We start from the raw sequence: 25131 nt of genomic DNA on the forward strand, positions 1-25131 counted from the left end.
ACGACCCAGGCCGTCACGACGGCCCAGGCGCGGCGGGCCGAGAAGCGCCCGATGCGGTAGAGGAGTCCTGCCATGGTCCCTGTTCTCTCGGTGGTGGTGGGAGTGCGGGGCGTCAGTGCTCCGGCATCGCCGCGGCGCTGGTCCCCCGCCTCGCGGTCCCCGGGCCGGCGCCGCGCGCCGGGTGACCGGGAACGGTCCCGGGTTCGCTCCGGACGTCCGGCCGGTTCGATCACCCGGGACGCGCGGCGGGTGGGCCGGTCAGGCCTCGGCGACCGGCTGCTCCGCCTTCGCCCCGGTGATCCGGTAGACGTCGAACACGCCCTCGACCTTGCGCACGGCCGCGAGCACGGACGCGAGGTGCGACGGCTCCGCCATCTCGAACACGAACCGCGACATCGCGACCCGGTCCCGGGAGGTCGAGACCGACGCCGACAGGATGTTGACGTGGTGGTCGGACAGCACCCGCGTGATGTCCGACAGCAGGCGGCTGCGGTCCAGCGCCTCGACCTGGATCTGCACCAGGAACAGCGCTGTGCTCCCCTGGCTCCACTCGACGTCGACCATCCGCTCGGGCTGGGCGCGCAGCGCGGTGACGTTGATGCAGTCGGACCGGTGCACGCTGACGCCCTGGCCGCGGGTGACGAACCCGATGATGTCGTCGCCCGGCACCGGGGTGCAGCACTTGGCGAGCTTGACCCAGATGTCGTCCACGCCCTTGACGACCACGCCCGGGTCGCCGGTGCGCACGCGGCGCGCGGTCTGCCCGGGGCGGGCGACCTCGGCGATGTCCTCCTCGGCGCCGGGCTCGCCGCCCATCGCGTGCACGAGCCGCTGCACGACGGTCGCCGCGGAGACCTGGCCCTCGCCGATCGCGGCGTACAGGGCGGAGACGTCGGCGTACCGCATCTCGTTGGCGAGCGCGACGAGCGACTCGTGGGACAGCAGGCGCTGGATCGGCAGGTTCTGCTTGCGCATCGCCTTGGCGATGGCGTCCTTGCCGTGCTCGATCGCCTCCTCGCGCCGCTCCTTGGTGAACCACTGGCGGATCTTGTTGCGCGCGCGGGGGCTGGTGACGAAGCCGAGCCAGTCGCGGGACGGGCCGGCGGTCTCGGACTTCGAGGTGAACACCTCGATGACGTCGCCGTTCTCCAGCGTGGAGTCGAGCGGCACCAGCCGGCCGTTGACCCGGGCGCCCATCGTGCGGTGCCCGACCTCGGTGTGCACCGCGTACGCGAAGTCGACCGGGGTGGCGCCGGCGGGCAGCGCCATGACGTCGCCCTTGGGCGTGAAGACGTAGACCTCGCCGTCGGCGATCTCGAACCGGAGCGAGTCGAGGAACTCCGAGGGGTCCGCCGTCTCCTTCTGCCAGTCGACGAGCTGCCGGAGCCAGGCCATGTCGTTGCCGTCGGCGTCGGCGCCCGGGCCCTTGGCGCTCTCCTTGTACTTCCAGTGCGCGGCGACGCCGTACTCCGCCCGGCGGTGCATGTCGTGCGTGCGGATCTGGATCTCGACGGGCTTGCCGCCGGGCCCGATCACCGTCGTGTGCAGCGACTGGTAGAGGTTGAACTTGGGCATCGCGATGTAGTCCTTGAACCGGCCCGGGACCGGGTTCCACCGCGCGTGCAGCGCGCCCAGCGCCGCGTAGCAGTCACGCACCGTGTCGACCAGGACGCGGACGCCCACGAGGTCGTAGATGTCGGCGAAGTCGCGGCCCCGCACGATCATCTTCTGGTAGATCGAGTAGTAGTGCTTCGGCCGGCCGGTGACCGTCGCCTTGATCTTGGCGCTGCGCAGGTCGGCGCCGACCTGCTCGCGGACCACGGCCAGGTACTCCTCGCGGGCCGGCGCGCGCTCGGCGACCAGGTGCACGATCTCGTCGTAGACCTTGGGGTACAGCGTCGCGAACGACAGGTCCTCGAGCTCCCACTTGATCGTGTTCATGCCGAGGCGGTGCGCGAGGGGCGCGTAGATCTCGAGGGTCTCGCGGGCCTTCTTCTCGGCGGACGCGGCGGGGACGAACTTCCAGGTGCGCGCGTTGTGCAGCCGGTCGGCGAGCTTGATGACCAGCACCCGGATGTCCCGGGACATCGCCACGACCATCTTGCGCACGGTCTCGGCCTGCGCGGCGTCGCCGTAGGTGACCTTGTCGAGCTTCGTCACGCCGTCGACCAGCATGGCGATCTCGGGCCCGTACTCGCTGCGGAGCTGGTCCAGGGAGTACGAGGTGTCCTCGACGGTGTCGTGCAGCAGCGCGGCGGCGAGCGTCGGCGGCGTCATGCCGAGCTCGGCGAGGATGGTCGCGACCGCGACCGGGTGCGTGATGTAGGGGTCGCCGCTCTTGCGGAGCTGGCCCCGGTGCGCGCGCTCGGCGGTGACGTAGGCGCGCTCGATCAGGCTGAGGTCGGCCTTCGGGTGGTTGGTGCGGACGGCCTGCAGGAGCGGCTCGATCACCGGCGACTGCTGCGGCCCCCGGCTCTGCCCGAACCGGGCCAGGCGCGACCGCACCCGGCTGGTGCCGCCCGTGGTCGCGGGCGCCTCCGGCCGTGCGTCAGCTCCTGCCGGGGTCCGAACCGGGTCCGCCATGCGCGCCTCCCGCCGTGCCGGGTCGCGCCCGGCTGTCCGCCACCGCGCGTCCGGCGCGAGCCGGACACGCCGTCGATCCGCACGATTCTACGGCGTCACCACCGCGGTCCGCGTCACGGCCGCCGCCCGCGGGCCCCGACCCCGACAGCGCAGCACGCCGCCGCCCCGGCGGGGCGACGGCGTGCGGGACGACCGGGGGGTTCAGACCGACAGCAGGGCGTCCACGTGCCGCCCCGCGAGCCGCGACCGGCCCGGCAGGAACGTGAGGTCCATGAGGAACGACAGGCCGACGACCTCGGCCCCGCACTCCTCCAGCAGCTCGACGGTCGCCTGGGCCGTGCCGCCCGTGGCGAGCACGTCGTCGACCACGAGCACGCGGGAGCCGGCCGGCACCGTGAACGGGTGCAGCTCGACCGAGGCCGCGCCGTACTCGAGCTGGTAGTCCCGGCGCGCGGTCGGGCCGGGCAGCTTGCCGGCCTTGCGCACCGGCAGGAAGCCGGCGCCGAGGGCCATCGCGACCGGCGCCGCGAGGATGAACCCGCGCGCCTCCATGCCGGCGACCAGGTCGACCGGCCCGGGGACCCGGGCGGCCATCTCGCGCACGACCGCGTCGAACGCGGGGCCGTCCGCGAGCAGCGGGGTGATGTCCTTGAACACCACGCCGGGCGTCGGGTAGTCCGGCACGCTGCGCACCAGCGCCTCGACCCGGTCGACGAGCGCCTGGCCCGTCAGCCCGAGGCCCCGACCGCTCACGTCCTGCACGCCGCTCATCGCCGGCCCTTCTTCCTGCGCGGCTGCGCCGCGACTCCCTGGTGGCCACCCGGCCGCACCTGGCCCGTGAACCGCGCGACGGCGACCTGCTCCGCCGAGGCGTCCTCGTCCAGCCCGCCCTCGACGAGCCGCGCACGGGCGGCGAGCACCTTGGCGGTGTGGTCGCGGATCGGCTGCTCGCGCATGCGGAGCACCACCTCGAGCGGCGTCGCGAGGAAGATCGAGGAGAACGCGCCGACGATCATGCCGACGAACAGCGCGAGCGCGATGTCGCGCAGCGTGCCGGCGCCGAGCACGAACGCCCCGATGAACAGGATGCCCGCGACCGGCAGCAGCGCCACGACCGAGGTGTTGATCGAGCGGACCAGCGTCTGGTTGACCGCCAGGTTGGCGCGCTCCTCGTACGTGGCGCGCGTCTGGTCGGTGATGCCCACGGTGTTCTCGCGGACCTTGTCGAACACCACGACGGTGTCGTAGATCGAGTACCCGAGGATCGTGAGGAAGCCGATCACCGTCGCCGGCGTGACCTCCCAGCCGACCGCGGCGTACACACCGGCCGTGATGAGGATGTCGTGGAACAGCGCGACGATCGCGGCCACGGCCATGCGCCAGTTCCGGAAGTACACCGTCATGACGATGCTGACGAGCACCAGGAACACGACCAGCGAGGTCGCGGCCTTCTTGGAGACGTCCGCGCCCCAGGTGGGGCCGATGAACGAGCTCGCCACGTCGTCCTCGGACACGCCGTAGGCGTCCTCGAGCGCGGTGCGGACCTGGGTGACCTGGTCGTTCGTGAGCTCGGACGTCTGGACGCGCAGGGTCGACGAGCCGACGTTGCTGACGCGCGGCACCTCCTCCGGCGCGATCGCGGTGATCGCGTCGATGGCGGGCTGCTGGTCCGTGGTCGAGACGTTCGAGACGGTGAACTGCGAGCCGCCGCGGAACTCGATGCCGGGGTGCAGGCCGGGCTTGAACAGCAGGACCACCGAGAGCAGCACCAGGATCCCGGAGACCAGGAACCAGGTGCGGCGCCGGCCGACGATGTCGTACGAGCGGCGGCCGGTGTACAGGTCGTTGCCCCACTGGGCGAAGTTGACGGCCATCAGGACTCGCTCCCCTCGGTGCGTCGCGCGGCGGGGGTGCTGCCGTCGGGTGCGTCGTCGGTGTCGGTCGTGCCGGGGTTCCCGGCGTCGTCGGCCGGGGGCCCGGCCTCCGCCGCGGCCTGCGCGGCGCGCGCGGCGGCGCGGCGCTCGGCGATGGTGCCGCCCGCGCCGACCGGGGCCGCCACCAGGGTGGACGTGCGGGCGTCGAGGTCGGCGGTCTCCGTGGCAGGGGCGTCGCCGTCCGCGCGCCGGCCCGTGACCACGCGGCCGCGGCCGACGTAGCGGGTCGACTCGGGCGCGCCGAGCCGGCGCGGGTCCAGGCCGGACAGCGGGTGCCCGCTGCCGAAGAACCGGGTCTTCGCGATCAGCCGCATCACCGGGTGGGTGAAGGTGAACACGATGAGCAGGTCGAGCAGCGTGGTCAGGCCGAGGGTGAACGCGAAGCCGCGCACCGAGCCGACGGCCAGGAAGTAGAGCACCAGGGCGGCGAGGAAGTTCACCGCGTCGGACGCCAGGATCGTGCGGCGCGCGCGCTCCCAGGCGCGGTCGACGGCGGCGACCAGCGTCCGGCCCTCGCGCAGCTCGTCGCGGATGCGCTCGAAGTACACGATGAACGAGTCCGCCGTGATGCCGATGGCCACGATCAACCCGGCGACGCCGGGCAGCGAGAGGCGGTAGCCCTGCGTCCAGGACAGCAGGGTGATGACGCCGTAGGTGAGCACCGCGGCGATGACCAGCGACGCGACCGTCACCAGGCCGAGCGCGCGGTACTGGAACAGCGAGTAGACGACGACCAGGATCAGGCCGATGAGGCCGGCGATCAGGCCCTTCTCCAGCTGCTCGGAACCGAGCGTCGCGGAGATCTGCTCCTCGCTCTGCACCTCGAAGCTGAGCGGCAGCGCGCCGAACTTCAGCTGGTTGGCGAGCGCGGTCGCGGAGTCGCGGGTGAACGAGCCGGAGATCTCCGCCTTGCCGTCCGAGATGATCACGCCCGGGTCGAGCGACGGGGCCGAGATGACGAGCCCGTCGAGCACGATCGCGAACTGGTTCTGCGGCGACGTGAGGCCCTGCAGGCGCTCGGTGACGTCCGCGAACTGGCGGGTGCCGGTGCGGTCGAACTCCAGGTTGACCGCCCAGTTGTTGGTGACGGCGCCGGACTGGCTGACCTGGAGGCCCGAGCTGGCGTTCGCGATGTGCGATCCCTCCACCTCGACCGGGCCCAGGATGTACTTGACGGTGCCGTCGGGGTCGCAGGTCACCAGCGCCGCGTCGGCCGCGCTCTGCTTGCCGCCCGTGAGGTTCGCCGGGTCGGTGCAGTCGAGGGCGTCGTACTCCGCCTGCACGGCGGGGGTGATGTAGTACGCGGCGTCGCTCGCGGAGTCCGGCGCGGCCTTGGTCGGCTGGTCCGAGGGCTCGGTCGCGCCGTCCGTCGGGCTCGCGGACGGCGTCGCCGTCGGCGTCGCGGCGCCGTAGGTCAGGACCGGCCGGAACTCCATCTGCGCGGAGGTGCGGACGAGGTCCAGCGTCTCCTCGCTCGGGCGGCCGGGGAGGGCCACGACGATGTTGGACCCGCCCTGCGAGCTGATCTCCGCCTCGGCGACGCCGGACGAGTCGACGCGCTGCCGGATGACCTCGATCGCCTGCGCGATGGTCTCGGAGGTGACGCGGGACTCGTCCTGCGCGACCGGCGCCAGGATGAGCTGGGTGCCGCCCTCGAGGTCGAGGGCGAGCTTGGGCGTCCAGGTCGCGTCCGACAGCTTGGTGCCGGCGAAGATCGCGCCGAACACGGCGACCGTGATCACGGCGAGCGTGAGCAGGATGCGCGCCGGGTGGCGGCGGCGTGTGGGTGGGGCCAACGGACCGTCTTCTCTCGTGCGCGCACCGCCCGCGGACGGCGGGCGGTGCGGATGAAGGGCGCCCCGTCCCCCGCGCTCGGCGGGGGCGGGACGCCCGGTCGACTACTGCTGGGACTTCTTGGTGTCGGGACCCTCGTCGTCGCGCGGCGGCTGCAGCGAGGAGAGGTCGTCCGGGACGTCGATCCGGCCCGGCGGGATGGCGCCCGGCTCGTCACGCCACTCGACGTCGTCCTCGGCGTCCTCGTCGACCTCGGTCTCCTCGTCCACCGGCGGCTCGACGAGGCGCGCGATCGCGGCCTTGATCCACACGGACTCGTTTCCGGGCGTCGACTCGAGCGTGACCTCGTCGCCGTCGACCTCGACGACGGTGCCGTACATGCCGGACCCGGTCATCACGCGCTGCCCGGGCTGCAGGTTGTCGCGGAAGCTGAGCTGCTCCCGCTGCGCCTTGCGCTGGCGGCTGCTCATGAGGAACAGCGCCACGGCCCCGATGGCGAGGATGATGAGGAACGAGAAGTCCACGAGGAAACAGCTCCTGACTGCGTACGACGTCGGCCGCAGTCTAGGCGCCACGGCTCCGGGCTCCTAACGACTGCGGGCGCGCGGCGGTTCCCTGTGCGGGACCTGTTCGGCGACCCGCGGCGCGCGGGGTCTCAGCCGAACAGCGTATCCGTGGGCACGGGCGCCGACAGACCCAGGTGCGCCCAGGCGTCCGGCGTCGCGACCCGGCCCCGGGGGGTCCGGCCGATCAGCCCCTCGCGGACCAGGAACGGCTCCGCGACGGTCTCGACCGTCTCCGGCTCCTCGCCCACGGCGACCGCCAGGGTGGTGAGCCCGACCGGCCCGCCGCCGAACCGGGTGCACAGCGCCGTCAGCACCGACCGGTCGAGCCGGTCGAGCCCTCGGTGGTCGACCTCGTACACCTCGAGCGCCGCGCGCGCCGCGTCGAGCGACAGGTTGCCGTCGCCGCGCACCTGCGCCCAGTCGCGCACCCGGCGCAGCAGCCGGTTGGCGATGCGCGGCGTGCCACGCGACCGGGACGCGATCTCCGCCGCGGCCTCGGGCGCCAGCGGCACGCCGAGCAGCCCGGCGGACCGGAGCAGCACACGCTCCAGCTCGTCGTCGGCGTAGAAGTCGAGGTGGCCGGTGAAGCCGAACCGGTCGCGCAGCGGCGCCGGCAGCAGCCCCGCGCGGGTGGTGGCGCCGACGACCGTGAACGGCGGCAGGGCCAGCGGGATCGCGCTCGCCCCCGCGCCCTTGCCCACGACGACGTCGACGCGGAAGTCCTCCATCGCGACGTACAGCAGCTCCTCGGCCGGCCGCGCGAGGCGGTGGATCTCGTCCAGGAACAGCACCTCGCCCTCCTCCAGGGAGGACAGGATCGCGGCGAGGTCGCCGGCGTGCTGGATGGCGGGCCCGCTGGTGACGCGCAGCGAGGTGCCGAGCTCCGCGGCGATGATCATGGCGAGCGTCGTCTTGCCGAGCCCGGGCGGGCCGGACAGCAGCACGTGGTCCGGTGCGCGCCCGCGGCCGAGCGCCGCCTGCAGCACCAGCGACAGCTGCTCGCGGACCACCTTCTGGCCGACGAACTCGTCCAGGTGCCGCGGGCGCAGCGCGGCCTCGGCGGCACGCTCGAGCTCGTCGGCCCCGGGGCGGACCACGGAGCCCGCGGGGTCGACGTCCACGCCGAGGTCGGTCTCGTCAGCCACGGCCGCCGCCCAGCGTGCGCAGCGCCGCGCGCAGCACGCCCGCGACCTCCGCCTCCCCGACCGGCTCCTCGCTGCCGTCCAGCACCGTCGCCACCGCGTCCGTCGCCGCCTTCTGGTTCCAGCCGAGGCCCACCAGCGCGTCGACGACCTGGTCGCGCCGGTCCGGGGGCCCGGCGGGGGCCGCCACGCCGCCGGCGAGCGCGGCCGGGGCCGGGGCGCCGAGCCGGTCCGCGAGCTCCAGCACGATCCGCTGGGCGCCCTTCTGCCCGATGCCCGGGACGCGCTTGAGCGCCGCGAGGTCCTCGGTGGCGACGGCGCGCCGCAGCCCGTCCGGTGTGTGCACCGCGAGCATCGCCAGCGCGAGCCGGGGCCCGACGCCGCTGACCTGCTGCAGCACCTCGAACACCTCGCGCTCGTCGTCGTCGGCGAAGCCGAACAGCGTCAGCGCGTCCTCGCGCACGACCAGCGAGGTGTGCAGCGTGGCGGTGTGCCCGACCCGCAGGCCGGCGAGCGTCGCGGGCGTCGCCTGCACGAGCATGCCGACGCCGCCGACCTCCACCACCGCGGCGTCCAGCCGCACGGCCTGCACCGTCCCGTGCACCGAGGCGATCACTCCGGCTCCTCCCAGTCGCGGACGACGCGCGACCGCGGTGGCCGCGCGCCCGCGGTGCAGTCTGCCACGCGTGCGAACACCTGTACGAACGACACGCGGCGGCGCCCGGCCCCGGGGCGGGGGTCAGCGGGTCGGGACCCGGCGGGCGGCCTGCTCGGCCGCCGCCCACGCGCGCTGCGCCGCGGTCATCGACCCGGGCGCGCGCTGCGGGGCGCCGACCGCGCCGGCGGGGCGCCACAGGTGGCAGATCGCCAGGGCGAGGGCGTCCGCGGCGTCCGCCGGGCGGGGCAGCTCGTCGAGGGACAGCAGCCGCTGCACCATCGACTGCACCTGGGGCTTGTCGGCACGGCCGCTGCCGGTCACCGCGGCCTTCACCTCGGACGGCGTGTGCATCGCGACCGGGATCCGCCGGCGGGCGGCCGCGAGCATCGCGATGCCGGCGACCTGCGCGGTCCCCATGACGGTGCTGACGTTGTGCTGCGCGAACACCCGCTCGACCGCGAGGGCGTCGGGGGCGTGCTCCTCGAGCCACTCGTCGATGGTCGCGGCGATGACGAGCAGCCGCTGGTCGATGTCCGCGCCGGGCGGGCTCTGCGCCACCCCGACCGCGACCATCCGGACCTTGCGGCCGGGCAGCCCGTCGACCACGCCCAGCCCGCAGCGGGTCAGACCGGGGTCCACTCCGAGTACGCGCACGCGCTCATCCTCGCAGCCCGGCCGGGTGGCGCGACCTGCCCGACACGCTCGGCGTGTCCGGCAGCACGCCCCACCCGCGTCCGGTCGAGGACCCCGAGCGACCCCGCGGACGCGACGACGCCCCGCACCCGGGGTCCGGGGCGGGGCGTCGCGCGTGCTCGCGGTCAGTCGTCCTCGAGCTCCGCCATGACCTCGTCGGAGGCGTCGAAGTTCGCGTAGACGTTCTGCACGTCGTCCGAGTCCTCGAGCGCGTCGATCAGCCGCAGGATCTTGCGGGCGCCCTCGGCGTCCACCTCGATCTGCGTCGCCGGGTAGAACACGACGTCGGCCGAGTCGTACTCGATGCCGGCGTCCTGCAGCGCGGTGCGCACCGCGACGAGGTCGGTCGCCTCGGACAGCACCTCGAAGGCCTCGCCCGCGTCGTTGACCTCCTCGGCGCCCGCGTCGAGCACGGTCAGCATGACGTCGTCCTCGGTGGTGCCCTCCTTGGGGACCATCACGACGCCCTTGCGCGAGAACAGGTAGGCCACCGAGCCCGGGTCGGCCAGCTGGCCGCCGCTGCGGGTGAACGCGACGCGCACGTCGGCCGCCGCGCGGTTCCGGTTGTCGGTGAGGCACTCGACCAGGAAGGCGACGCCGCCGGGGCCGTAGCCCTCGTAGAGGATCGTCTGGTAGTCGGCGCCGCCGGCCTCGGCACCGGAGCCGCGCTTGACGGCGCGCTCGATGTTGTCGTTCGGGACCGAGGTCTTCTTGGCCTTCTGGATGGCGTCGAACAGCGTCGGGTTGCCCGCGGGGTCACCACCGCCGGTGCGCGCGGCGACCTCGATGTTCTTGATGAGCTTCGCGAAGAGCTTGCCGCGCTTCGCGTCGATCACGGCCTTCTTGTGCTTGGTGGTGGCCCACTTGGAGTGACCCGACATCGCTTCCCTCTCGTTTCCCGCGCCGCCCCGGCGCTGCCCGGGCCGGCGGTGCGGCGCGACCCTGCTCCGGGTCGCGCCCCCGCTCTCACAGGGCGTCGCGGACGATCTCGACGAACAGCCGGTGCACCCGCGTGTCCCCCGTCACCTCCGGGTGGAAGGACGTGGCGAGCAACGAGCCCTGGCGCACCGCGACGATCCTACCGGCGGCGGGCCCGGACTCCACGCGGGCGAGCGCGGTGGCCGCCGGACCGACCTCCTCCACCCAGGGTGCGCGGATGAACACGGCGTGCACCGGGTCGGCCGCGCTGTCCGGGACGCCGTCGATGGTCAGGTCCGTCTCGAACGAGTCGACCTGCCGCCCGAACGCGTTCCGTCGCACGGTCACGTCCAGCCCGCCGAGGGTGCGCTGCCCGTCGATGCCGCCGACGATCCGGTCGGCGAGCAGGATCATCCCGGCGCACGACCCGTAGGCGGGCATGCCGCCCTCGAGCCGCTCCCGCACCGGGGCGTCGAGCTCGAACGCGCGCAGCAGCTTGTCGATCGTGGTCGACTCGCCGCCGGGCAGCACCAGGCCGTCGACGGCGTCGAGCTCGGACGTGCGGCGCACCGGGACGGCCTCCGCCCCGGCGGCGCGCAGGGCGGCCAGGTGCTCGCGGACGTCGCCCTGCAGGGCCAGGACACCGATGGTGGGGGTGGCGGTCACCCGCTCATCCTACGAATCAGCGGCGCCGTGCAGCGCACCCCCGCCGACGGCGGCCCGCGACCCGGCCCAGTCCTCCACGAGGTCCGCCAGCCGCGCCAGCCCCGCGAGCAGCGCGCCGCGCTCGCTCGCGAGCGACACCCGGACCATGCCCTCGCCGCCCGGCCCGAACGCGGACCCCGGCGACACCGACACGTGCCGGTCGGCCAGCAGCCGCAGCGCGAACGCCTCGGAGTCCGCGGTCGCGGCGGACACGTCGACCATGAGGTAGAACGCGCCCTGCGGCCGCACGGACGGGATGCCGCGCGCGTCCAGCAGCGCCACCGCGGCGTCGCGCCGCTCCCGGTAGGAGTCCACCGCCGCGGCGACGTCGTCCTGCGGGCCGGTCAGCGCGGCGAGCGCGGCCCGCTGGCTCACCGACGACGGGCAGGCGACCGTCGCCTCGGCGACCTGGCCGAGCAGGTCGATCACGCCCGGGTCCCGGGACACGACGTAGCCGAGCCGCCACCCGGTCATCGCGTAGGTCTTGGAGAAGCTGAAGAACGTCAGCACCCGGCCGTCCGTGTCGAAGGCGGCGGGGCTGGCGTGCGGGCGGTCGAAGGTGATCGCCTCGTAGCACTCGTCCGAGAACACCCACAGGTCCCGCTCCCGGGCCAGCTCGACGACGCCGGCCAGCAGCTCCGGCGGGTACATGGCCCCCGTCGGGTTGTTCGGCGAGCACACGACGATCACCCGGGTCGCGGGCGTGACCGCCGCGGCGATGTCGGCGAGGGTCGGCACGAAGCCGTTCGCCGCGCGCGCCGGGTAGGTCGCGACGTCGACGCCGGCCGCCACGGCCGCCATCCGCCAGTTCGGGAACTCGGGGTCGGGCAGCAGCACCTCGTCGCCCGGGCCGGCGAGCGCGTTGATCGCCATCGCGAGCCCGTGCATCGCGCCGTGCGTCACGACGACGTCGGCGGCGGTGACGTCGAGGCCGTTGACCCGGCGCACCTTCTCGGCCAGCGCGGCGCGCAGCTCGGGGGTGCCGGTGCTGGACGTGTACGCGGTGTGCCCCGCGGCGGCGTCCCGGCCGGCCGCGGCCACGACGTGCGCGGGCGTCGGCACGTCGGGCTCGCCGATCTCCAGGCGGATCGCCTCCGGGTCGCGCATGGCGAGCTCCATGAGGGTGCGGATGCCGCTGCGGTGCATGCGGGTCACGGGCGAGGTCGAGATGGGCACCGGCCGACCGTATCCGACAACCGGCGCAGGACGTTACTCCCCGGTAACTCCGTCGTCCCGGTCCGTCAGTCGTCGCGCTGCAGCCCCAGGTGCCGCACCGACCCGTCCCACCCGGCCAGCAGCGGCCGCACCAGGTCGGGCAGGCCCTCGGGGAACACCTCGCGGGTCTCGGCGGCGAGGTCGTCCAGGCGCCACCAGCGCAGCTCGTCGAGGACGTCGAGCTCGACCTCGGTCCAGCCGTCCCGGGCGACGGCCTCGGTGTCCAGGGCGTCGGCGACCCGCGCGAGGAAGAACTCCTCGTCCTGCCGGCAGTGCTCCGCGTAGAAGTCGAACAGCGCCGACCGGGTCAGCACGGGGCCGACCAGCGCGGCGTCGTCCAGCAGCAGCCCGGTCTCCTCGCGGACCTCGCGGACCGCCGCCTCCCGCGCGGACTCCCCCGCGTCGATCCCGCCGCCGACGGTGAACCACCAGGACCGCTCGGGCTGGTCGACGTCGTGGCCGCGGACGAGCAGCAGCCGGTCCTCGGCGTCGAGCAGCAGCACCCGCGCCGCCCGCCGGAACCGCAGGCCGTCCTCGCCGAGCACCCAGTCGGCGCCGAGCGACGAGGCGGTGGTCGCCGGCGACGGCGACGGCCCGCCGGCCCCCGCGGGGGTCGACGGGCCGTCGGTCGGCACGGGGTGGGTCACCAGCCGCGCTCGGCCAGGCGGTGCGGCACCGGGACGTCGTCCACGTTGATGCCGACCATCGCCTCGCCGAGGCCGCGGGAGACCTTCGCGATGACGTCCGGGTCGTCGTAGAAGGTCGTCGCCTTCACGATCGCCGCGGCGCGCTGCGCCGGGTTGCCCGACTTGAAGATGCCCGAGCCGACGAACACGCCCTCGGCGCCGAGCTGGCGCATCATCGCCGCGTCGGCCGGGGTCGCGATGCCGCCCGCGGTGAACAGCACGACCGGCAGCTTGCCGGCGCGGGCCACCTCGACGACCAGGTCGTACGGCGCCTGCAGCTCCTTGGCGGCGAGGAACAGCTCGTCCTCGGGCAGCGAGGACAGCCGGCGGATCTCGTCGCGGATGGTCCGCATGTGCGTGGTCGCGTTCGACACGTCGCCGGTGCCGGCCTCGCCCTTGGAGCGGATCATCGCCGCGCCCTCGGTGATGCGGCGCAGCGCCTCGCCCAGGTTGGTCGCGCCGCAGACGAACGGCACGGTGAACTGCCACTTGTCGATGTGGTGCGCGTAGTCGGCCGGCGTCAGCACCTCGGACTCGTCCACGTAGTCCACGCCGAGGCTCTGCAGCACCTGGGCCTCGACGAAGTGGCCGATCCGGGCCTTGGCCATCACCGGGATGGACACGGTGCTGACGATCCCGTCGATCAGGTCCGGGTCGCTCATGCGGGCGACGCCGCCCTGGGCGCGGATGTCGGCCGGCACCCGCTCGAGCGCCATGACGGCGACCGCGCCGGCGTCCTCGGCGATCTTGGCCTGCTCGGCCGTGACGACGTCCATGATCACGCCGCCCTTGAGCATCTCCGCCATGCCGCGCTTCACGCGGGCGGTGCCCACCGCGGGGACGTCGCTGCCGGTGGCGGGCTGGCTGGTGTCGGTGGTCACGGAGGTCCTCGCAGTTCGGCTCAGGGGGGTTTCCGGGTCCCATCGTAGTCGCGCCGGGCGACGGCGTCGGCGGTCGTCCACGACCCGCGCCGGTGTGTCCGGGCGCCGGGGCGGGACGTCAGGCCGCGGCCGGCGGCTGCCCGGGCCGGCCCAGGGCGGCGGGCCAGGCGTCGTCCAGCTCCAGCGTCTGCGGCATGGGCGCCCGCCCGGCCAGCCGGAGGGTGCGCACCGCCCAGCCCCGGCGCATCCGCTGCGCCTGGGCGACCGCCTCGTTGTGGAACCGGCGCGCGAGCTGCACCCGGTACCAGGCGTCCCCGAGCGCGTCGAGCAGCTCGGCCGCGCCGGGCTCCTCCCGCAGCGCGGCGACCTCCTCGGGGTCGTCCAGCGCCTCGCGGAGCGTCGCGGACAGCTCGGACTCGACCAGCCCGCGGTCGCCGGTGGCCGGGTCGGACCGCTCGGGCCCGCGCAGCTCGGCGGGCAGCCGGGCCATGCCCTGGGTCTGCGGGCTGCCGGCGGCGATCGACGCCCAGGAGGCCTCGCCGACGAGCACCGAGCTCACCGGGTCGAGCACGCCCGACGCCGCGAGCGTCGACGCCGCGGACGCCCGCCGGAGCAGCTGGGTGTCCACCACCGCGCGGGACGCGGCGACCTTGCGGTGCAGCCGGTCGATGCGCGACGCGGCCACCCAGGACCACCACAGCACCACCAGGAGCACCGCGACGACGACCACCGCCGTCTCGGACCAGCTCATCGGTTCATCCCTCGTCCCCGCGCAGGCGCCGCAGCGCCGTCCGGGCGCCGCGCAGCGAGGTGGGGTCCTCGCCCACCGGCGCCACGCTGCCCTCGACCGCCATCTCGTACACCGTCAGCACCTGGTGCGTCACCGTCGACCAGTCGTACCGCCCGACGGCCGCCCGGCCCGCGGCCGCCACCCGGTCGCGCTCCCCCGGGGCGCCGAGCAGCCCGACGAGCGCGCGGGCGAGGTCGGCGGAGTCGCCGGTGCGGAACAGCACGCCCGCCGCGCCGTCGTCGAGCACCCGCCGGAACGCGCCGAGGTCCGAGGCCAGCACCGCGGTGCCCGCGCTCATGGCCTCGACCAGCACGATGCCGAACGACTCGCCGCCGGTCTGCGGCGCGCAGTACACGTCCGCGGACGCGAGCAGCCGCGCCTTCTCCTCGTCGCTGATCCCGCCCAGGAACTCCACCGCGTCCGCGTCGTCGCCGAGCAGCTCGCGGACCTCGGCGGGGCCGGTGTCGCCGCGGCCGGCGACCAGGATCCGCACGCCCGGGAACGCGCGGCGCACCTCCGGGACCGCCTCGAGCAGCACCGGCAGGCCCTTGCGCGGCTCGTCCAGCCGGCCCAGGAACACCACGGTCGGCGCCTCGGGCGTCCCGGCCCAGCGCGGGTCGGTGGGCACCCCGTCGAACGCGTCGACGAACACCCCGTTCGGGATCACGACCGCGTCGCCGCCCAGGTGCTCCACGAGGGTGCGGCGTGCGTCCTCCGACACCGCGATCCGCGCGCCGATCTTCTCCAGCGACTGGCGGACCAGCGGGTAGGCGATCTGCAGCGACCGGGACCGCACCAGCGAGGAGTGGAACGTCGCGACCACGGGGCCGTCCGCGATCCACAGCGCGAGCATGCTCAGCGACGGCGTGGCCGGCTCGTGCAGGTGCAGCACGTCGAACTGCCCGGCCTCCAGCCAGCGCCGCACCTTGGCCGCCGTGATCGGGCCGAACGCCAGCCGCGCGACCGAGCCGTTGTACCGGACGGGCACGGCCCGGCCGGCGGAGGTCATGTACGGCGGGATCGGGGTGTCCTCGTCGGCCGGCGCCAGCACGGACACGCTGTGCCCGCGGTCGATCAGCGCCTCCGCGAGGTCCCGGACGTGGAACTGCACCCCGCCCGGCACGTCGAACGAGTAGGGGCAGACGATGCCGACCCGCAGCGGGCGGGACGGCCCGGGCGCCAGGCCGGCGATCACGACGCCGCCTCGCCGGCCGCCGCCTTCGTCCGCGCGTACCGCTCGGGGTCCAGGTCGGCCACGAACACCTTCTGCAGCATGTGCCAGTCCTGGGGCGCCCGGGAGATGCCCCGCCCGAGGTCGTCGACCCACGCCTGGGTGAGCACCGCGACCCGGTCGGACCGCGGGACGTCGTCGGGCACGCTGAGCAGCCGGCCGAACTCGATCACGACGCCCCACGCGGTGCCCGCCGCCCGTCGGCGCGCACCGGTCAGCCGCTCGTAGGTGATCGACGCGGAGCACAGGGGAGCCCCGGTCGACACGGCGAGCGCGGCGGGCCCGGCCGCGACCCGGGCGCGCTCGCCGAACAGGTCGACCTCCACGCCGCGGGCGGTCAGGTCGCGGTCGGCGAGCAGCGGGATCAGGCCGCCGCCGGGCTGCCGGGCCGCGCGCACGAGCTCGCGGAACACGCCGCCGCCCGCGCCTGTGGTCAACGGGATGATCTCCAGGCCGAGGCTCTCGCGGAACTGCAGGAACTCCTGGAACAGCGCCTCGGGCTTGAGCCGCTCCGCGACCGTGACCGTCCGGCCGAGGTTGCGGGTGGCCCAGGCGCCGGCGAGGTCCCAGTTGCCCAGGTGCCCGAGCGCCAGCACGATCATCCGGCCCTCGCGCATGGTGCCGACGACCTCGCCCGGGTCGACCAGCCGCACCCGCGCGTCGATCTGCTCGGGCCTCGCCCCGACCAGGGCGAACGCCTCGCCGTAGTACCGCATGTAGGACCGCATGCCGAGCAGGCTCAGCCGGCGGATCTCGTCCGGACGGGCCTGCGGCCGCACCCGCCCGAGGTTCGCCTCCAGCTGGCGGACGCCCGCGCCGCGGAGCAGCCACACCACGTCGGCGACGAGCCGGAAGACCCCGCGCACCACCGGGTCCGGGACCTTGCCGACGACCCGCCAGGCGAACGCGAACAGCGCCGCCACGTCCACCTGCGGGCGCTTCACCGCGCCCCCAGCGCCTGGCGCCGGACCGTTTGCACCCGCTGCACGACCGTCACGAGCGACGCCACGGCGAGCAGGCCGAGGACCACGACCAGCACGGGCTCGGGCACGCCGACCCCGACCAGCGCCGTGGCCACCAGCACGGTGGCCAGCCGGTCGGCGCGCTCGGCGATCCCGACGGCCGCGGTCATGCCGAGGCCCTCGGCGCGGGCCCGCGCGTACGGCACGACCGACCCGAGCACCAGGCACGCCAGCGCGAGGCCCGACCCCCAGCCCGCCCACGACGAGTCGCTGCCGTGCACGAACCACAGCACCAGGCCGGAGAAGATCGCGGCGTCGCCGAACCGGTCGAGCGTCGAGTCGAGGAACGCGCCCCACGGCCCGGACCGGCCGGCGCGCCGCGCCATCACGCCGTCCAGGCTGTCGGTCAGCGCGAAGAACGCGATCACCAGGCTCGCCGCCAGGAAGTGCCCCGCCGGGTACAGCCACAGGGCCGCCGCGACGACGGCGACGGTGCCGGTGATGGTCACCGCGTCCGGGGACACGCCGCGCTTGAGCAGCGCGTCCGCCACCGGGGTGAAGAGCCGGGTCATGGCCCCCCGCAGTCCGTTCAGCACGGGCCGGTCATCCCTTCTGGTCGCCGGCGGCGCCGTCGGCCGCCGGCCAGGCCGCCGCGAGGCGCGCCCGGGTGTCGTGCAGGAGCTCCGGCAGCGCCCGGGTGCGGCCGACGATCGGCAGGAAGTTGCTGTCCCCCGACCAGCGCGGCACCACGTGCTGGTGCAGGTGCGCCGCGATGCCCGCGCCCGCCACGGCCCCCTGGTTCATGCCCAGGTTGAAGCCGTGCGGGCCGCTCACCTCGCGCAGCACGCGCATGGCCGTGCGGGTGAGGTCCGCGACCTCGGCCACCTCGGCGCCGGTCAGGTCCGTGTAGTCCGCGACGTGCCGGTACGGGACCACCAGGACGTGGCCGCCGTTGTACGGGTAGAGGTTGAGCACCACGTAGGCGACCGCGCCGCGCGCGACGACCAGGCCGTCCTCGTCGGACAGGGACGGGATGCGGCAGAACGGGCAGCCGTCCCCCTGCTCGCCGTCGGCCGGCTTGTTCTCGCCGCCGATGTAGGCCATCCGGTGCGGGGTCCACAGCCGGCCGAAGCCGTCGGGCACGCCGGGGAGGCCGGCGGCGTCCTCCACCGCCGGCCCCCTCGGGTCGTCGTCGCGCGCGGTCACCGCGTCAGACCTGCGCGTGCTCGCGCACGGCGGTCACGACGCGCTGCACGGCCTCCGCGACCGGCACGCCGTTCTCCTGGCGGCCGTCCCGGTACCGGAACGACACCGCGCCGGCCTCGGCGTCCTCGCCGCCCGCGATCAGCACGAACGGGATCTTCTGCGTCGAGGCGTTGCGGATCTTCTTGCCGAACCGGTCGCTCGACCGGTCGAGCTCGGCGCGGATGCCCTGGGCCCGCAGCTGGGCGACGACGTCCTCGAGGTACGGCTCGAACGGCTCGGCGACCGGCACCGCGAGCACCTGGACCGGCGCGAGCCAGGCCGGGAACGCGCCCGCGTAGTGCTCGGTCAGCACCGCGAAGAACCGCTCGATCGACCCGAACAGCGCGCGGTGGATCATCACCGGGCGCTGGCGGGTGCCGTCGGCCGCCGTGTACTCCAGGTCGAACCGCTCGGGCAGGTTGAAGTCGAGCTGGATCGTCGACATCTGCCAGGTGCGGCCGATCGCGTCCTTGGCCTGGACGGAGATCTTCGGGCCGTAGAACGCGGCGCCGCCCGGGTCCGGGACCAGCTCGAGGCCCGACTCGGTGGCGACCTGACGGAGCGTCTCGGTCGCCTCCTCCCACGCCGCGTCCTCGCCCACCGACTTCTCGGGGTTGCGGGTCGACAGCTCCAGGTAGAAGTCGTCGAGCCCGTAGTCCTTCAGCAGGTCGAGGACGAAGGTGAGCAGGCTGGTGAGCTCGCCCTTCATCTGGTCGCGCGTGCAGTAGATGTGCGCGTCGTCCTGGGTGAAGCCGCGGGCGCGCGTCAGGCCGTGCACGACGCCGGACTTCTCGTACCGGTACACGGTGCCGAACTCGAACAGCCGCAGCGGCAGCTCGCGGTACGAGCGCCCCCGGGAGTCGAAGATCAGGTTGTGCATGGGGCAGTTCATCGGCTTGAGGTAGTAGTTCTGCCCCGCGCGCTTGATGTTGCCCTCGGCGTCGCGCTCCTCGTCCAGCTGCATGGGCGGGTACATGCCGTCGGCGTACCAGTCCAGGTGGCCGGAGATCTCGAACAGCTGCTGCTTGGTGATGTGCGGGGAGTTGACGAACGAGTAGCCCGCCTCGACGTGCTTGCGCCGGGAGTACTCCTCCATCTCCATCCGGATGATGCCGCCCTTGGGGTGGAACACCGCCAGGCCGGAGCCGATCTCGTCCGGGAACGAGAACAGGTCCAGCTCGGTGCCGAGCCGGCGGTGGTCGCGGCGCTCGGCCTCGGCCACCCGCTCCAGGTACGCCTTGAGCTCGTCCTTGGTCGGCCACGCGGTGCCGTAGATCCGCTGCAGCTGCGGGTTCTTCTCGCTCCCCCGCCAGTACGCGGCGGCGGACCGGGTCAGCTGGAAGCCGTTGCCGAGCACCTTGGTGCTGGGCACGTGCGGGCCCCGGCAGAGGTCCTGCCAGACGACCGTCTCCGACTCGCGGCCCGCGCCGCGCACGTTCTGGTAGTAGGTCAGGCCGCCGGCGCCGACCTCGACCGACGCGCCCTCCCCCGCGGTGTCCGCGGTCGACTTCAGGCCGATGAGCTCGAGCTTGTACGGCTCGTCCGCGGCGAGCGCGCGCGCCTCGTCGTCGGTGACCTCGACGCGACGGAAGGTCTGGTTCTCCTTGACGATCCGGGACATCACCTTCTCGAGGGCCTTGAGGTCCTCGGGGGTGAACGGCTCCTCGACGTCGAAGTCGTAGTAGAAGCCGTCGGTGACGGGCGGGCCGATGCCGAGCCTGGCCTTGGGGTTGACCTCCTGCACCGCCTGCGCGAGCACGTGGGCGGCGGAGTGGCGCAGCACGGCCAGGCCGTCGGGCGAGTCGACCGTGACGGCCTCGACGACGGCGCCGTCGGGCAGCGGACGGGACAGGTCCCGCAGGTCCCCGTCGACGCGCACGACGACCACGTCGCGGCGAGCGCCGAACAGGTCCGTGCCCGTCGTCCCCGCCTCGGCCGTGGTGCTGGTGCCGTCGACGGTGAGGGTGATGAGCTCGGACACTGCGGGGTCTCCTCCGGTCGGCCCGCGCCTCGCGCACGGGGTCCGGGTCGATGCTACCGACCGGTCACCCGGTCGAGGGCCCGCGGCACGACGAAGGCCCCGGTCCGCAGCGGGACCGGGGCCTTCGAGCCGGTGGGCGATACTGGGTTCGAACCAGTGACCTCTTCGGTGTGAACGAAGCGCGCTACCACTGCGCCAATCGCCCGGCAGACGAGAACATTACCCGACCCGGGGCGCGGATCCGAAATCGGCGCGGCTGCCCCGCCCGGGGAGCGCGTCCCGCCCCGCGTGCACCGCCGCGGTCGCGCCGTGTCGACCGGCGCGCGCCGCCGGTGAGGCGTCCGGGTGGGTGAAGTTCGGCCCGGGACCTCCGCTCCTGGCGACCCGTGCGTCATGATGGTCGTCTCGCGAGACGTGTGTGAAGGAGGATGCGGTGGCCCAGCGCTCGTACGACGTCGTCGAGACCGTCGCCATGCAGCTCATCAGCTCCGATGCCAGCGTCCTGCCTGTCACCGCGGAGCTGTCCTACCGCGTGAGCGACCCCTACACGGTGCGCGCCGTGTTCACCTCGCCGCAGTCCACCTCCGTGTGGCTGCTCGGCCGCGAGCTCCTGCTCCAGGGCATGCTCGCCGACGCCGAGGACCCCGCCGGCTGCGGCGACGTCCAGGTGTGGCGCGACGAGGACCCGATGTTCACGCTCGTGTCCCTCACCGGGATCGAGGGCAGCGCGCTGCTCGCGTCCCCGTCCGAGCCGCTCGAGCGGTTCCTCACCGCGACCGAGCAGCTCGTCGCGCTCGGCACCGAGAGCGACCGCATGGAGGGCGAGATCGCCGCCCTCATCGCGGCGCTCCTCACCGCCTGACGCACCCTCCTCCCGGGCCGGCTCAGGGGTCCAGGTCGTCGGCCGCGCGCGCCCGGAACAGCCGCGCCACCTCGGCGGTGAGCGGACCGACCGCCACGCGCGCGCCCTCGACCACCTCGACGCCGACGACGCCGCGCAGCGACCCGGCCAGCGCGAGCCCGGCGGCGCCCGCGCGCGCGTCCTCGACCACGGACCAGGGCAGCTCGTCGGCGGTGGCCTCCCGGACCGGCAGGCCCGCCTCCGCGGCCCACGCCAGCACCAGCGCGCGCGTCACGCCGGGCAGGCACCCCGAGGACAGCGCGGGGGTGAGCAGCTCGCCGCCCCGCTCGACCAGCACGTTCGACGTCGCGCCCTCGCACAGCGCCCCGCGGGTGTTCGCCAGCAGCGCCTCGTTCCCGCCGGCCCGGGTCGCCGCGGACAGGGCGAGGACGTCCGCGGCGTAGGACGTCGACTTGTGCCCGGCCAGCGGGGATCGCTCGTTGCGCACCCACGCCGACCGGACGACGTGCGCGGGGCCGCGGGGCGGGGCCGGTCCGGCGGTGACGACCAGGACGGGGGCCGGGGCCGCGGGGCGGGCGGGCGCGGGGCCGCCGGAACCGGGGCCGCCGGGCGCGCCGGGGGTCACCGTGATCCGGAGCCGGCCGACCTCGGGCCCGCTCGCGGCCAGCACCGCCGCGACCGCCTCGCGGACGTCGTCGTCCGGGACCGCCGGCAGCTCCAGGGCGGCGGCGGACGCGGCGAGCCGGCGCAGGTGCCGGGTCAGCGCGAACGCCCGGCCGCCGACGACGGCGCAGGTCTCGAACAGGCCGAGGCCCGTGGCGTAGCCGGGGTCGGTGCCCGCGACGACGGGCTCGCACGGGTCGCGCAGCCGGCCGCCGGCCCACAGGACGCTCACCACGGCGGTCATCCTGCCACCGGGCCGCCGGAGGCGAGGCCGACGAGCCGCCGCGCCTTGAGCTCGGTCTCCGCCCACTCCGCGCCGGGGTCGCTCCCCCACGTGATCCCCGCGCCGGTGCCGAACCGCAGCGTCCCGTCCGCCCAGACGAACGTCCGGATCCCGACGGCCAGCTCCGCACGCGTCGTCCCGTCCTCGCCGACCTCCAGCCAGCCGACCGCCCCGCAGTAGGGGCCGCGCGGCACCGGCTCCAGCCGGCGGATCAGGTCGAGCGCCGACGACTTGGGCGCCCCCGACACCGACCCCGGCGGGAACGTCGCGCCGAGCAGCCGCGCCCACAGGTCGGCGCCGTCCCGGACGTCGCCGCGCAGCCGCCCGCGCACCGTCGACACCAGGTGCACCAGCCCGGGGTGCTCCTCGACGCCGAGCAGGGTGGTCACCTCGACCGTCCCGGGGTCGCACACCCGCTGCAGGTCGTTGCGGACCAGGTCGGTGATCATCACGTTCTCCGCGTGGTCCTTGGCGGTCAGCCCGTCGGCGGTGGGCGCGGTCCCCTTGATCGGCGCGGACGTCACCCAGCCGTCGGCCACCCGGAGGTACAGCTCCGGCGAGGCCGTGACGACCCAGACGGGCGGCACCGCTCCCCCGGCCGGCACGTGCACCCCGCCGGCGTACGGGGCCGGGTTGCCCGCGGCGAGCCGCGACCCGAGGGCCCGCGCGTCGGGCTCCCGGCCGTCGCGCACGGGCAGCGGAGCGGCGAGGACGCGGCAGAGGTTGGCCTGGTAGACGTCGCCCTCGCGGACGGCCTCGCGCACCGCCGCGACGGCCGCGAGGTAGGCGGGCTCGTCCAGGGAGGTCGTCCAGGCCGCGGGGTCGGGCCCGCGCCACGCGGCGTCGAGGGGCGCCGCCGGGCCGCGGGGGTCCGCCGGCGCCGCTGCCGCTGCCCCGGGGTCGCCCTCGGCCTCCCGGAACCGCCACGCCGCGACCGGGCCCTCGAAGTCCCCCACCACGACCCAGTGCCCCGGCGCCCGCAGACGCCCGGGCTCGTGGGCGACGTCCGGGACGTGCTCGACCGGGTCCCGCAGCACGCGCCCGCCGAACCAGGCGACCCCGGCGGCGGGGGCGGACGGCGTCGCGGGCGCGGCGGGAGGAGTCGGCACGGGGCCACGGTAGCCAGCCCCGCCGCGGGCGGTGTGGCGCAGGTCGCACCGCCCGTCCCGGGGCTCCGCCGGCCCCGACGGCCCTGCTGAGCGGCCCGATCCGCGTCATCACGCGGGACTCCGGGGCCCTGGTCAGCCAATTGGACTCCCGCCTCGGAAGTCGGCTAATGTTCTCGACGCACCAGGAACGCCGGTGAGAACCGGCAGGACAGGCGCGCGGACGTGGCTCAGTGGTAGAGCATCACCTTGCCAAGGTGAGGGTCGCGGGTTCGAATCCCGTCGTCCGCTCGGAGGCAGACACTCCCGGCCGGCCATTCGGTCGCTGAGGACTGAGGTCTCAGGGTGGAGTGGCCGAGAGGCGAGGCAGCGGCCTGCAAAGCCGTATACGTGGGTTCGAATCCCATCTCCACCTCGTAGCAGCACCCGGGCGATTGGCGCAGCGGTAGCGCGCTTCCCTGACACGGAAGAGGTCACTGGTTCGATCCCAGTATCGCCCACCAGCAGAGCCCCAGGTCATCGACCTGGGGCTCTTGCCATGTCCGGGAACGGGGCGCGGGGGCGAGGGACGGGCGTCCGGGACCCGCGGTCCCGGACGCCGGCTCTCACACGGTCAGGACGATGCGCCCGACGACCTCCCCCGCGTCCATGCGCCGGTGCGCCTCGGCCGCGGCGGTCAGCGGCAGCACGTCGTGCACGACGCCGACGAGCCGACCCGCTGCCGCCGACGCGAGGTGCTCCGCGCGCACCCGGTTGCGGTCGGGGACGGCGACGGTGTCGAGGCTGAACGTGCTGAACGTCAGCGACCGCTGGAAGGACCGCAGCAGGGTGACGCCGAAGTCGGGCGGCGGGAACCCGGCCACGGCGCCCACGACGACCATGCGACCCGCGGGGGCGAGGCGCTCGAGGAACGCCGGGACGTCCGCGCCGCCCACGATGTCGACGATCACGTCCCACTCGTCCGGGGCACCCGCTCCGGCCCCGGCGCGGTCGAGCACGTGCTCGGCGCCGAACGACCGCAGCACCGCGCCCCGCTCCGGCGACGAGGTGGTGACGCCGATCGTGGACGCGCCCGCGGCGGCGGCGAGCTGGATCGCCAGGATCCCGATGCTCCCGGCGGCGCCGCGCACGAGGACCGACTCGCCCGGCCCGAGCTGCGCGTGCCGCAGCGCGAAGTGGGCCACCGGGCCGGCACCGCCCACCGTGACCGCGTCGACGGACGACAGCCCGTCGGGGAGGACCGTGATGTCGTCGAGCCCGGCGACCGCGCGGGCGGCGTACGCGCCGGCCGTCCCGGTGAACGCCCACACCCGACGACCCCGCCACCCGGGGTCCACGCCGTCCCCGACCGCGACCACGCGCCCGGCGAGCTCGCTGCCCGGCACGAAGCCCTCGGCGACGCCCGCGACCCCGATCGCCCCGCGCCGGATCAGCACGTCGACGCCGCCGACGCCGATCGCCTCGGTCTCGATCAGCACCTGCCCGGGCCCGGCCGTCGGCTCGGGCACGTCGGCCACCACCAGACCGTCCGCGCCGCCGAACCGCTCCACCACCACTGCCTGCATCATCACTCCGTGTCTGTCGTCGTAGCCTGACGACGGCGACGCTAGGGACGCGCGCCACGTCCTCGGCGGAAGTGAGAGCGATGAGCGGCGGACTGCCTCGGATCCTGCGTGCCGACGCGGCGGACAACCGCAGCCGGGTGCTCGCCTCGGCGCGGGCCCTGCTCTCCGGTGCCGGCCTCGCGGCACCCGTCAGCGAGGTCGCGCGCCGGGCCGGGGTCGCGCCCGCCACGGTGTACCGGAGCTTCCCGACCAAGCAGGCGCTCGTCGCCGAGGTCGTCGCGGACGAGCTGCGCACCTGCGCGGCCACCGTCCAGGACGGCCTGGCCGACCCCGACCCGTGGCGGGGCTTCGCCGGCGTCGTCATGAGCATCGGCGAGGCGAGCGCACGGAACCGGCACCTCCAGGACGCGCTCCTCGCGAGCGTGCGCGGCGATGCCCGCGCCGGTGGGTCGCGGGCGGCGGCCCTCGACGCGCTCGCGGCGCTCGTCCGCCGCGCCCAGGCGGCGGGGGTGCTGCGGGCGGACGTCGTCCCCGACGACCTCGTCCTGGTGCTCCTCGGCAGCCGCGGCCCCGAGGACGCGCCGGCCGAGGTCCGCGTCGCCGAGGCGCGGCGTCGCACGGCTCTCGCGCTCGAGGGCTTCCGCGCCCGGGCCGACCCGGTGCCGCTC

General features: G+C 74.8%; 24 protein-coding genes and 4 tRNA genes. 5 read left to right on the forward strand and 23 right to left on the reverse strand.

What is annotated here, in order from left to right:
- Positions 1–258: 258 nt before the first annotated feature.
- From FA014_RS06975 to FA014_RS07070, 20 genes are all read right to left on the reverse strand, one after another.
- Positions 259–2583, reverse strand: coding sequence for a RelA/SpoT family protein (locus FA014_RS06975; RefSeq protein WP_154728973.1), 2325 nt, complete (start codon positions 2581–2583; stop codon positions 259–261).
- 201 nt (positions 2584–2784) lie between these two features.
- Complete coding sequence (locus FA014_RS06980) at positions 2785–3354, reverse strand: adenine phosphoribosyltransferase (protein ID WP_154728974.1); 570 nt, start codon at positions 3352–3354, stop codon at positions 2785–2787.
- Entirely contained in the window at positions 3351–4457 is a 1107-nt protein-coding gene (gene secF, locus FA014_RS06985; protein WP_154728975.1) for a protein translocase subunit SecF, read from the reverse strand. The genes FA014_RS06980 and secF overlap by 4 nt, the downstream gene beginning before the upstream one ends.
- Complete coding sequence (gene secD / locus FA014_RS06990) at positions 4457–6313, reverse strand: protein translocase subunit SecD (RefSeq protein ID WP_154728976.1); 1857 nt, start codon at positions 6311–6313, stop codon at positions 4457–4459. Before secD ends, secF begins: the two co-directional genes overlap by 1 nt.
- A 102-nt stretch (positions 6314–6415) precedes the next feature.
- Complete coding sequence (gene yajC, locus FA014_RS06995) at positions 6416–6835, reverse strand: preprotein translocase subunit YajC (RefSeq protein WP_154728977.1); 420 nt, start codon at positions 6833–6835, stop codon at positions 6416–6418.
- A 131-nt stretch (positions 6836–6966) separates the two neighbouring features.
- The gene (ruvB, locus tag FA014_RS07000) at positions 6967–8022 is read right to left on the reverse strand and encodes a Holliday junction branch migration DNA helicase RuvB (protein ID WP_230322936.1); all 1056 of its coding nucleotides are present in this window, start codon (positions 8020–8022) and stop codon (positions 6967–6969) included.
- Positions 8015–8635, reverse strand: coding sequence for a Holliday junction branch migration protein RuvA (ruvA, locus tag FA014_RS07005; protein ID WP_154728978.1), 621 nt, complete (start codon positions 8633–8635; stop codon positions 8015–8017). The genes ruvB and ruvA overlap by 8 nt, the downstream gene beginning before the upstream one ends.
- A gap of 123 nt (positions 8636–8758) precedes the next feature.
- Positions 8759–9331, reverse strand: coding sequence for a crossover junction endodeoxyribonuclease RuvC (ruvC, locus tag FA014_RS07010; protein ID WP_154728979.1), 573 nt, complete (start codon positions 9329–9331; stop codon positions 8759–8761).
- Between the two features lie 164 nt (positions 9332–9495).
- A complete protein-coding gene (locus tag FA014_RS07015) occupies positions 9496–10251 on the reverse strand; it encodes a YebC/PmpR family DNA-binding transcriptional regulator (protein ID WP_154728980.1) in 756 nt (251 codons plus the stop codon).
- An 85-nt stretch (positions 10252–10336) separates the two neighbouring features.
- A complete protein-coding gene (gene pdxT, locus FA014_RS07020; protein WP_154728981.1) occupies positions 10337–10954 on the reverse strand; it encodes a pyridoxal 5'-phosphate synthase glutaminase subunit PdxT in 618 nt (205 codons plus the stop codon).
- A 9-nt stretch (positions 10955–10963) separates the two neighbouring features.
- A complete protein-coding gene (locus FA014_RS07025) occupies positions 10964–12169 on the reverse strand; it encodes a pyridoxal phosphate-dependent aminotransferase (protein ID WP_230322937.1) in 1206 nt (401 codons plus the stop codon).
- A gap of 65 nt (positions 12170–12234) precedes the next feature.
- Entirely contained in the window at positions 12235–12855 is a 621-nt protein-coding gene (locus FA014_RS07030) for an NUDIX hydrolase (protein WP_419178379.1), read from the reverse strand.
- Positions 12852–13775 carry a pyridoxal 5'-phosphate synthase lyase subunit PdxS gene (gene pdxS, locus FA014_RS07035; protein WP_154728982.1) on the reverse strand — a complete coding sequence of 308 codons (924 nt, stop codon included), beginning with the start codon at positions 13773–13775 and terminating at the stop codon, positions 12852–12854. The genes FA014_RS07030 and pdxS overlap by 4 nt, the downstream gene beginning before the upstream one ends.
- Before the next feature lie 118 nt (positions 13776–13893).
- Complete coding sequence (locus FA014_RS07040) at positions 13894–14526, reverse strand: hypothetical protein (protein WP_154728983.1); 633 nt, start codon at positions 14524–14526, stop codon at positions 13894–13896.
- Positions 14527–14530: 4 nt separating this feature from the next.
- Positions 14531–15724 carry a glycosyltransferase family 4 protein gene (locus FA014_RS07045; protein WP_195969189.1) on the reverse strand — a complete coding sequence of 398 codons (1194 nt, stop codon included), beginning with the start codon at positions 15722–15724 and terminating at the stop codon, positions 14531–14533.
- A 32-nt stretch (positions 15725–15756) separates the two neighbouring features.
- Positions 15757–16740: a phosphatidylinositol mannoside acyltransferase gene (locus tag FA014_RS07050; protein WP_154728984.1), complete on the reverse strand. Its 984-nt coding sequence runs from the start codon at positions 16738–16740 to the stop codon at positions 15757–15759.
- Positions 16737–17354 carry a phosphatidylinositol phosphate synthase gene (pgsA, locus tag FA014_RS07055; RefSeq protein WP_154728985.1) on the reverse strand — a complete coding sequence of 206 codons (618 nt, stop codon included), beginning with the start codon at positions 17352–17354 and terminating at the stop codon, positions 16737–16739. The genes FA014_RS07050 and pgsA overlap by 4 nt, the downstream gene beginning before the upstream one ends.
- A 7-nt stretch (positions 17355–17361) precedes the next feature.
- A complete protein-coding gene (locus tag FA014_RS07060; protein ID WP_230322938.1) occupies positions 17362–17928 on the reverse strand; it encodes an HIT family protein in 567 nt (188 codons plus the stop codon).
- A gap of 40 nt (positions 17929–17968) precedes the next feature.
- Positions 17969–19984 (reverse strand): threonine--tRNA ligase, encoded by a 2016-nt coding sequence (thrS, locus tag FA014_RS07065; protein ID WP_154728986.1) that lies wholly within the window; start codon positions 19982–19984, stop codon positions 17969–17971.
- 133 nt (positions 19985–20117) lie between these two features.
- Positions 20118–20189: transfer RNA gene (locus tag FA014_RS07070), tRNA-Val, on the reverse strand.
- A 228-nt stretch (positions 20190–20417) separates the two neighbouring features.
- Here FA014_RS07070 and FA014_RS07075 point away from each other — a divergent pair.
- Positions 20418–20846, forward strand: a complete 429-nt coding sequence (locus tag FA014_RS07075) for an SsgA family sporulation/cell division regulator (protein ID WP_154728987.1) — start codon at positions 20418–20420, stop codon at positions 20844–20846.
- A gap of 22 nt (positions 20847–20868) precedes the next feature.
- Here FA014_RS07075 and FA014_RS07080 read toward each other — a convergent pair whose 3' ends face one another.
- On the reverse strand, positions 20869–21744 hold the full coding sequence (locus FA014_RS07080) for an aminotransferase class IV (protein ID WP_154728988.1): 876 nt from the start codon (positions 21742–21744) through the stop codon (positions 20869–20871).
- Positions 21745–21749: 5 nt separating this feature from the next.
- On the reverse strand, positions 21750–22901 hold the full coding sequence (locus FA014_RS07085; RefSeq protein WP_154728989.1) for a chorismate-binding protein: 1152 nt from the start codon (positions 22899–22901) through the stop codon (positions 21750–21752).
- Between the two features lie 216 nt (positions 22902–23117).
- On the opposite strand from FA014_RS07085, the gene FA014_RS07090 reads away from it, so the two are divergent.
- The 3 genes from FA014_RS07090 (at position 23118) to FA014_RS07100 (ending at position 23401) form a co-directional block, all read left to right on the forward strand.
- A tRNA-Gly gene (locus tag FA014_RS07090) sits at positions 23118–23189 on the forward strand.
- Between the two features lie 53 nt (positions 23190–23242).
- Positions 23243–23313 (forward strand) — tRNA-Cys (locus FA014_RS07095).
- Between the two features lie 13 nt (positions 23314–23326).
- Positions 23327–23401: transfer RNA gene (locus tag FA014_RS07100), tRNA-Val, on the forward strand.
- Between the two features lie 102 nt (positions 23402–23503).
- Here the strand turns inward: FA014_RS07100 and FA014_RS07105 are convergent.
- Positions 23504–24466 carry a zinc-binding dehydrogenase gene (locus tag FA014_RS07105; RefSeq protein WP_230322939.1) on the reverse strand — a complete coding sequence of 321 codons (963 nt, stop codon included), beginning with the start codon at positions 24464–24466 and terminating at the stop codon, positions 23504–23506.
- Between the two features lie 77 nt (positions 24467–24543).
- Between FA014_RS07105 and FA014_RS07110 the strand changes: the two genes are divergently transcribed.
- Positions 24544–25131: TetR/AcrR family transcriptional regulator (locus tag FA014_RS07110; protein WP_154728990.1), on the forward strand; the 588-nt coding region annotated here is incomplete at its 3' end.

The sequence above is a fragment of the Cellulomonas hominis genome (assembly GCF_005239125.1).
In the GTDB taxonomy this organism is placed as follows: Bacteria; Actinomycetota; Actinomycetes; order Actinomycetales; family Cellulomonadaceae; genus Cellulomonas; species Cellulomonas hominis_A.

Excerpts from the sequence above, each read along its gene's own strand:
- FA014_RS07040 (WP_154728983.1), bottom strand. The coding sequence starts at position 14,526 with ATGAGCTGGTCCGAGACGGCGGTGGTCGTCGTCGCGGTGCTCCTGGTG.
- secF (WP_154728975.1), bottom strand. The coding sequence starts at position 4,457 with ATGGCCGTCAACTTCGCCCAGTGGGGCAACGACCTGTACACCGGCCGC.
- FA014_RS07015 (WP_154728980.1), bottom strand. The coding sequence starts at position 10,251 with ATGTCGGGTCACTCCAAGTGGGCCACCACCAAGCACAAGAAGGCCGTG.
- FA014_RS06975 (WP_154728973.1), bottom strand. The coding sequence starts at position 2,583 with ATGGCGGACCCGGTTCGGACCCCGGCAGGAGCTGACGCACGGCCGGAG.
- FA014_RS07105 (WP_230322939.1), bottom strand. The coding sequence starts at position 24,466 with ATGATGCAGGCAGTGGTGGTGGAGCGGTTCGGCGGCGCGGACGGTCTG.
- FA014_RS06980 (WP_154728974.1), bottom strand. The coding sequence starts at position 3,354 with ATGAGCGGCGTGCAGGACGTGAGCGGTCGGGGCCTCGGGCTGACGGGC.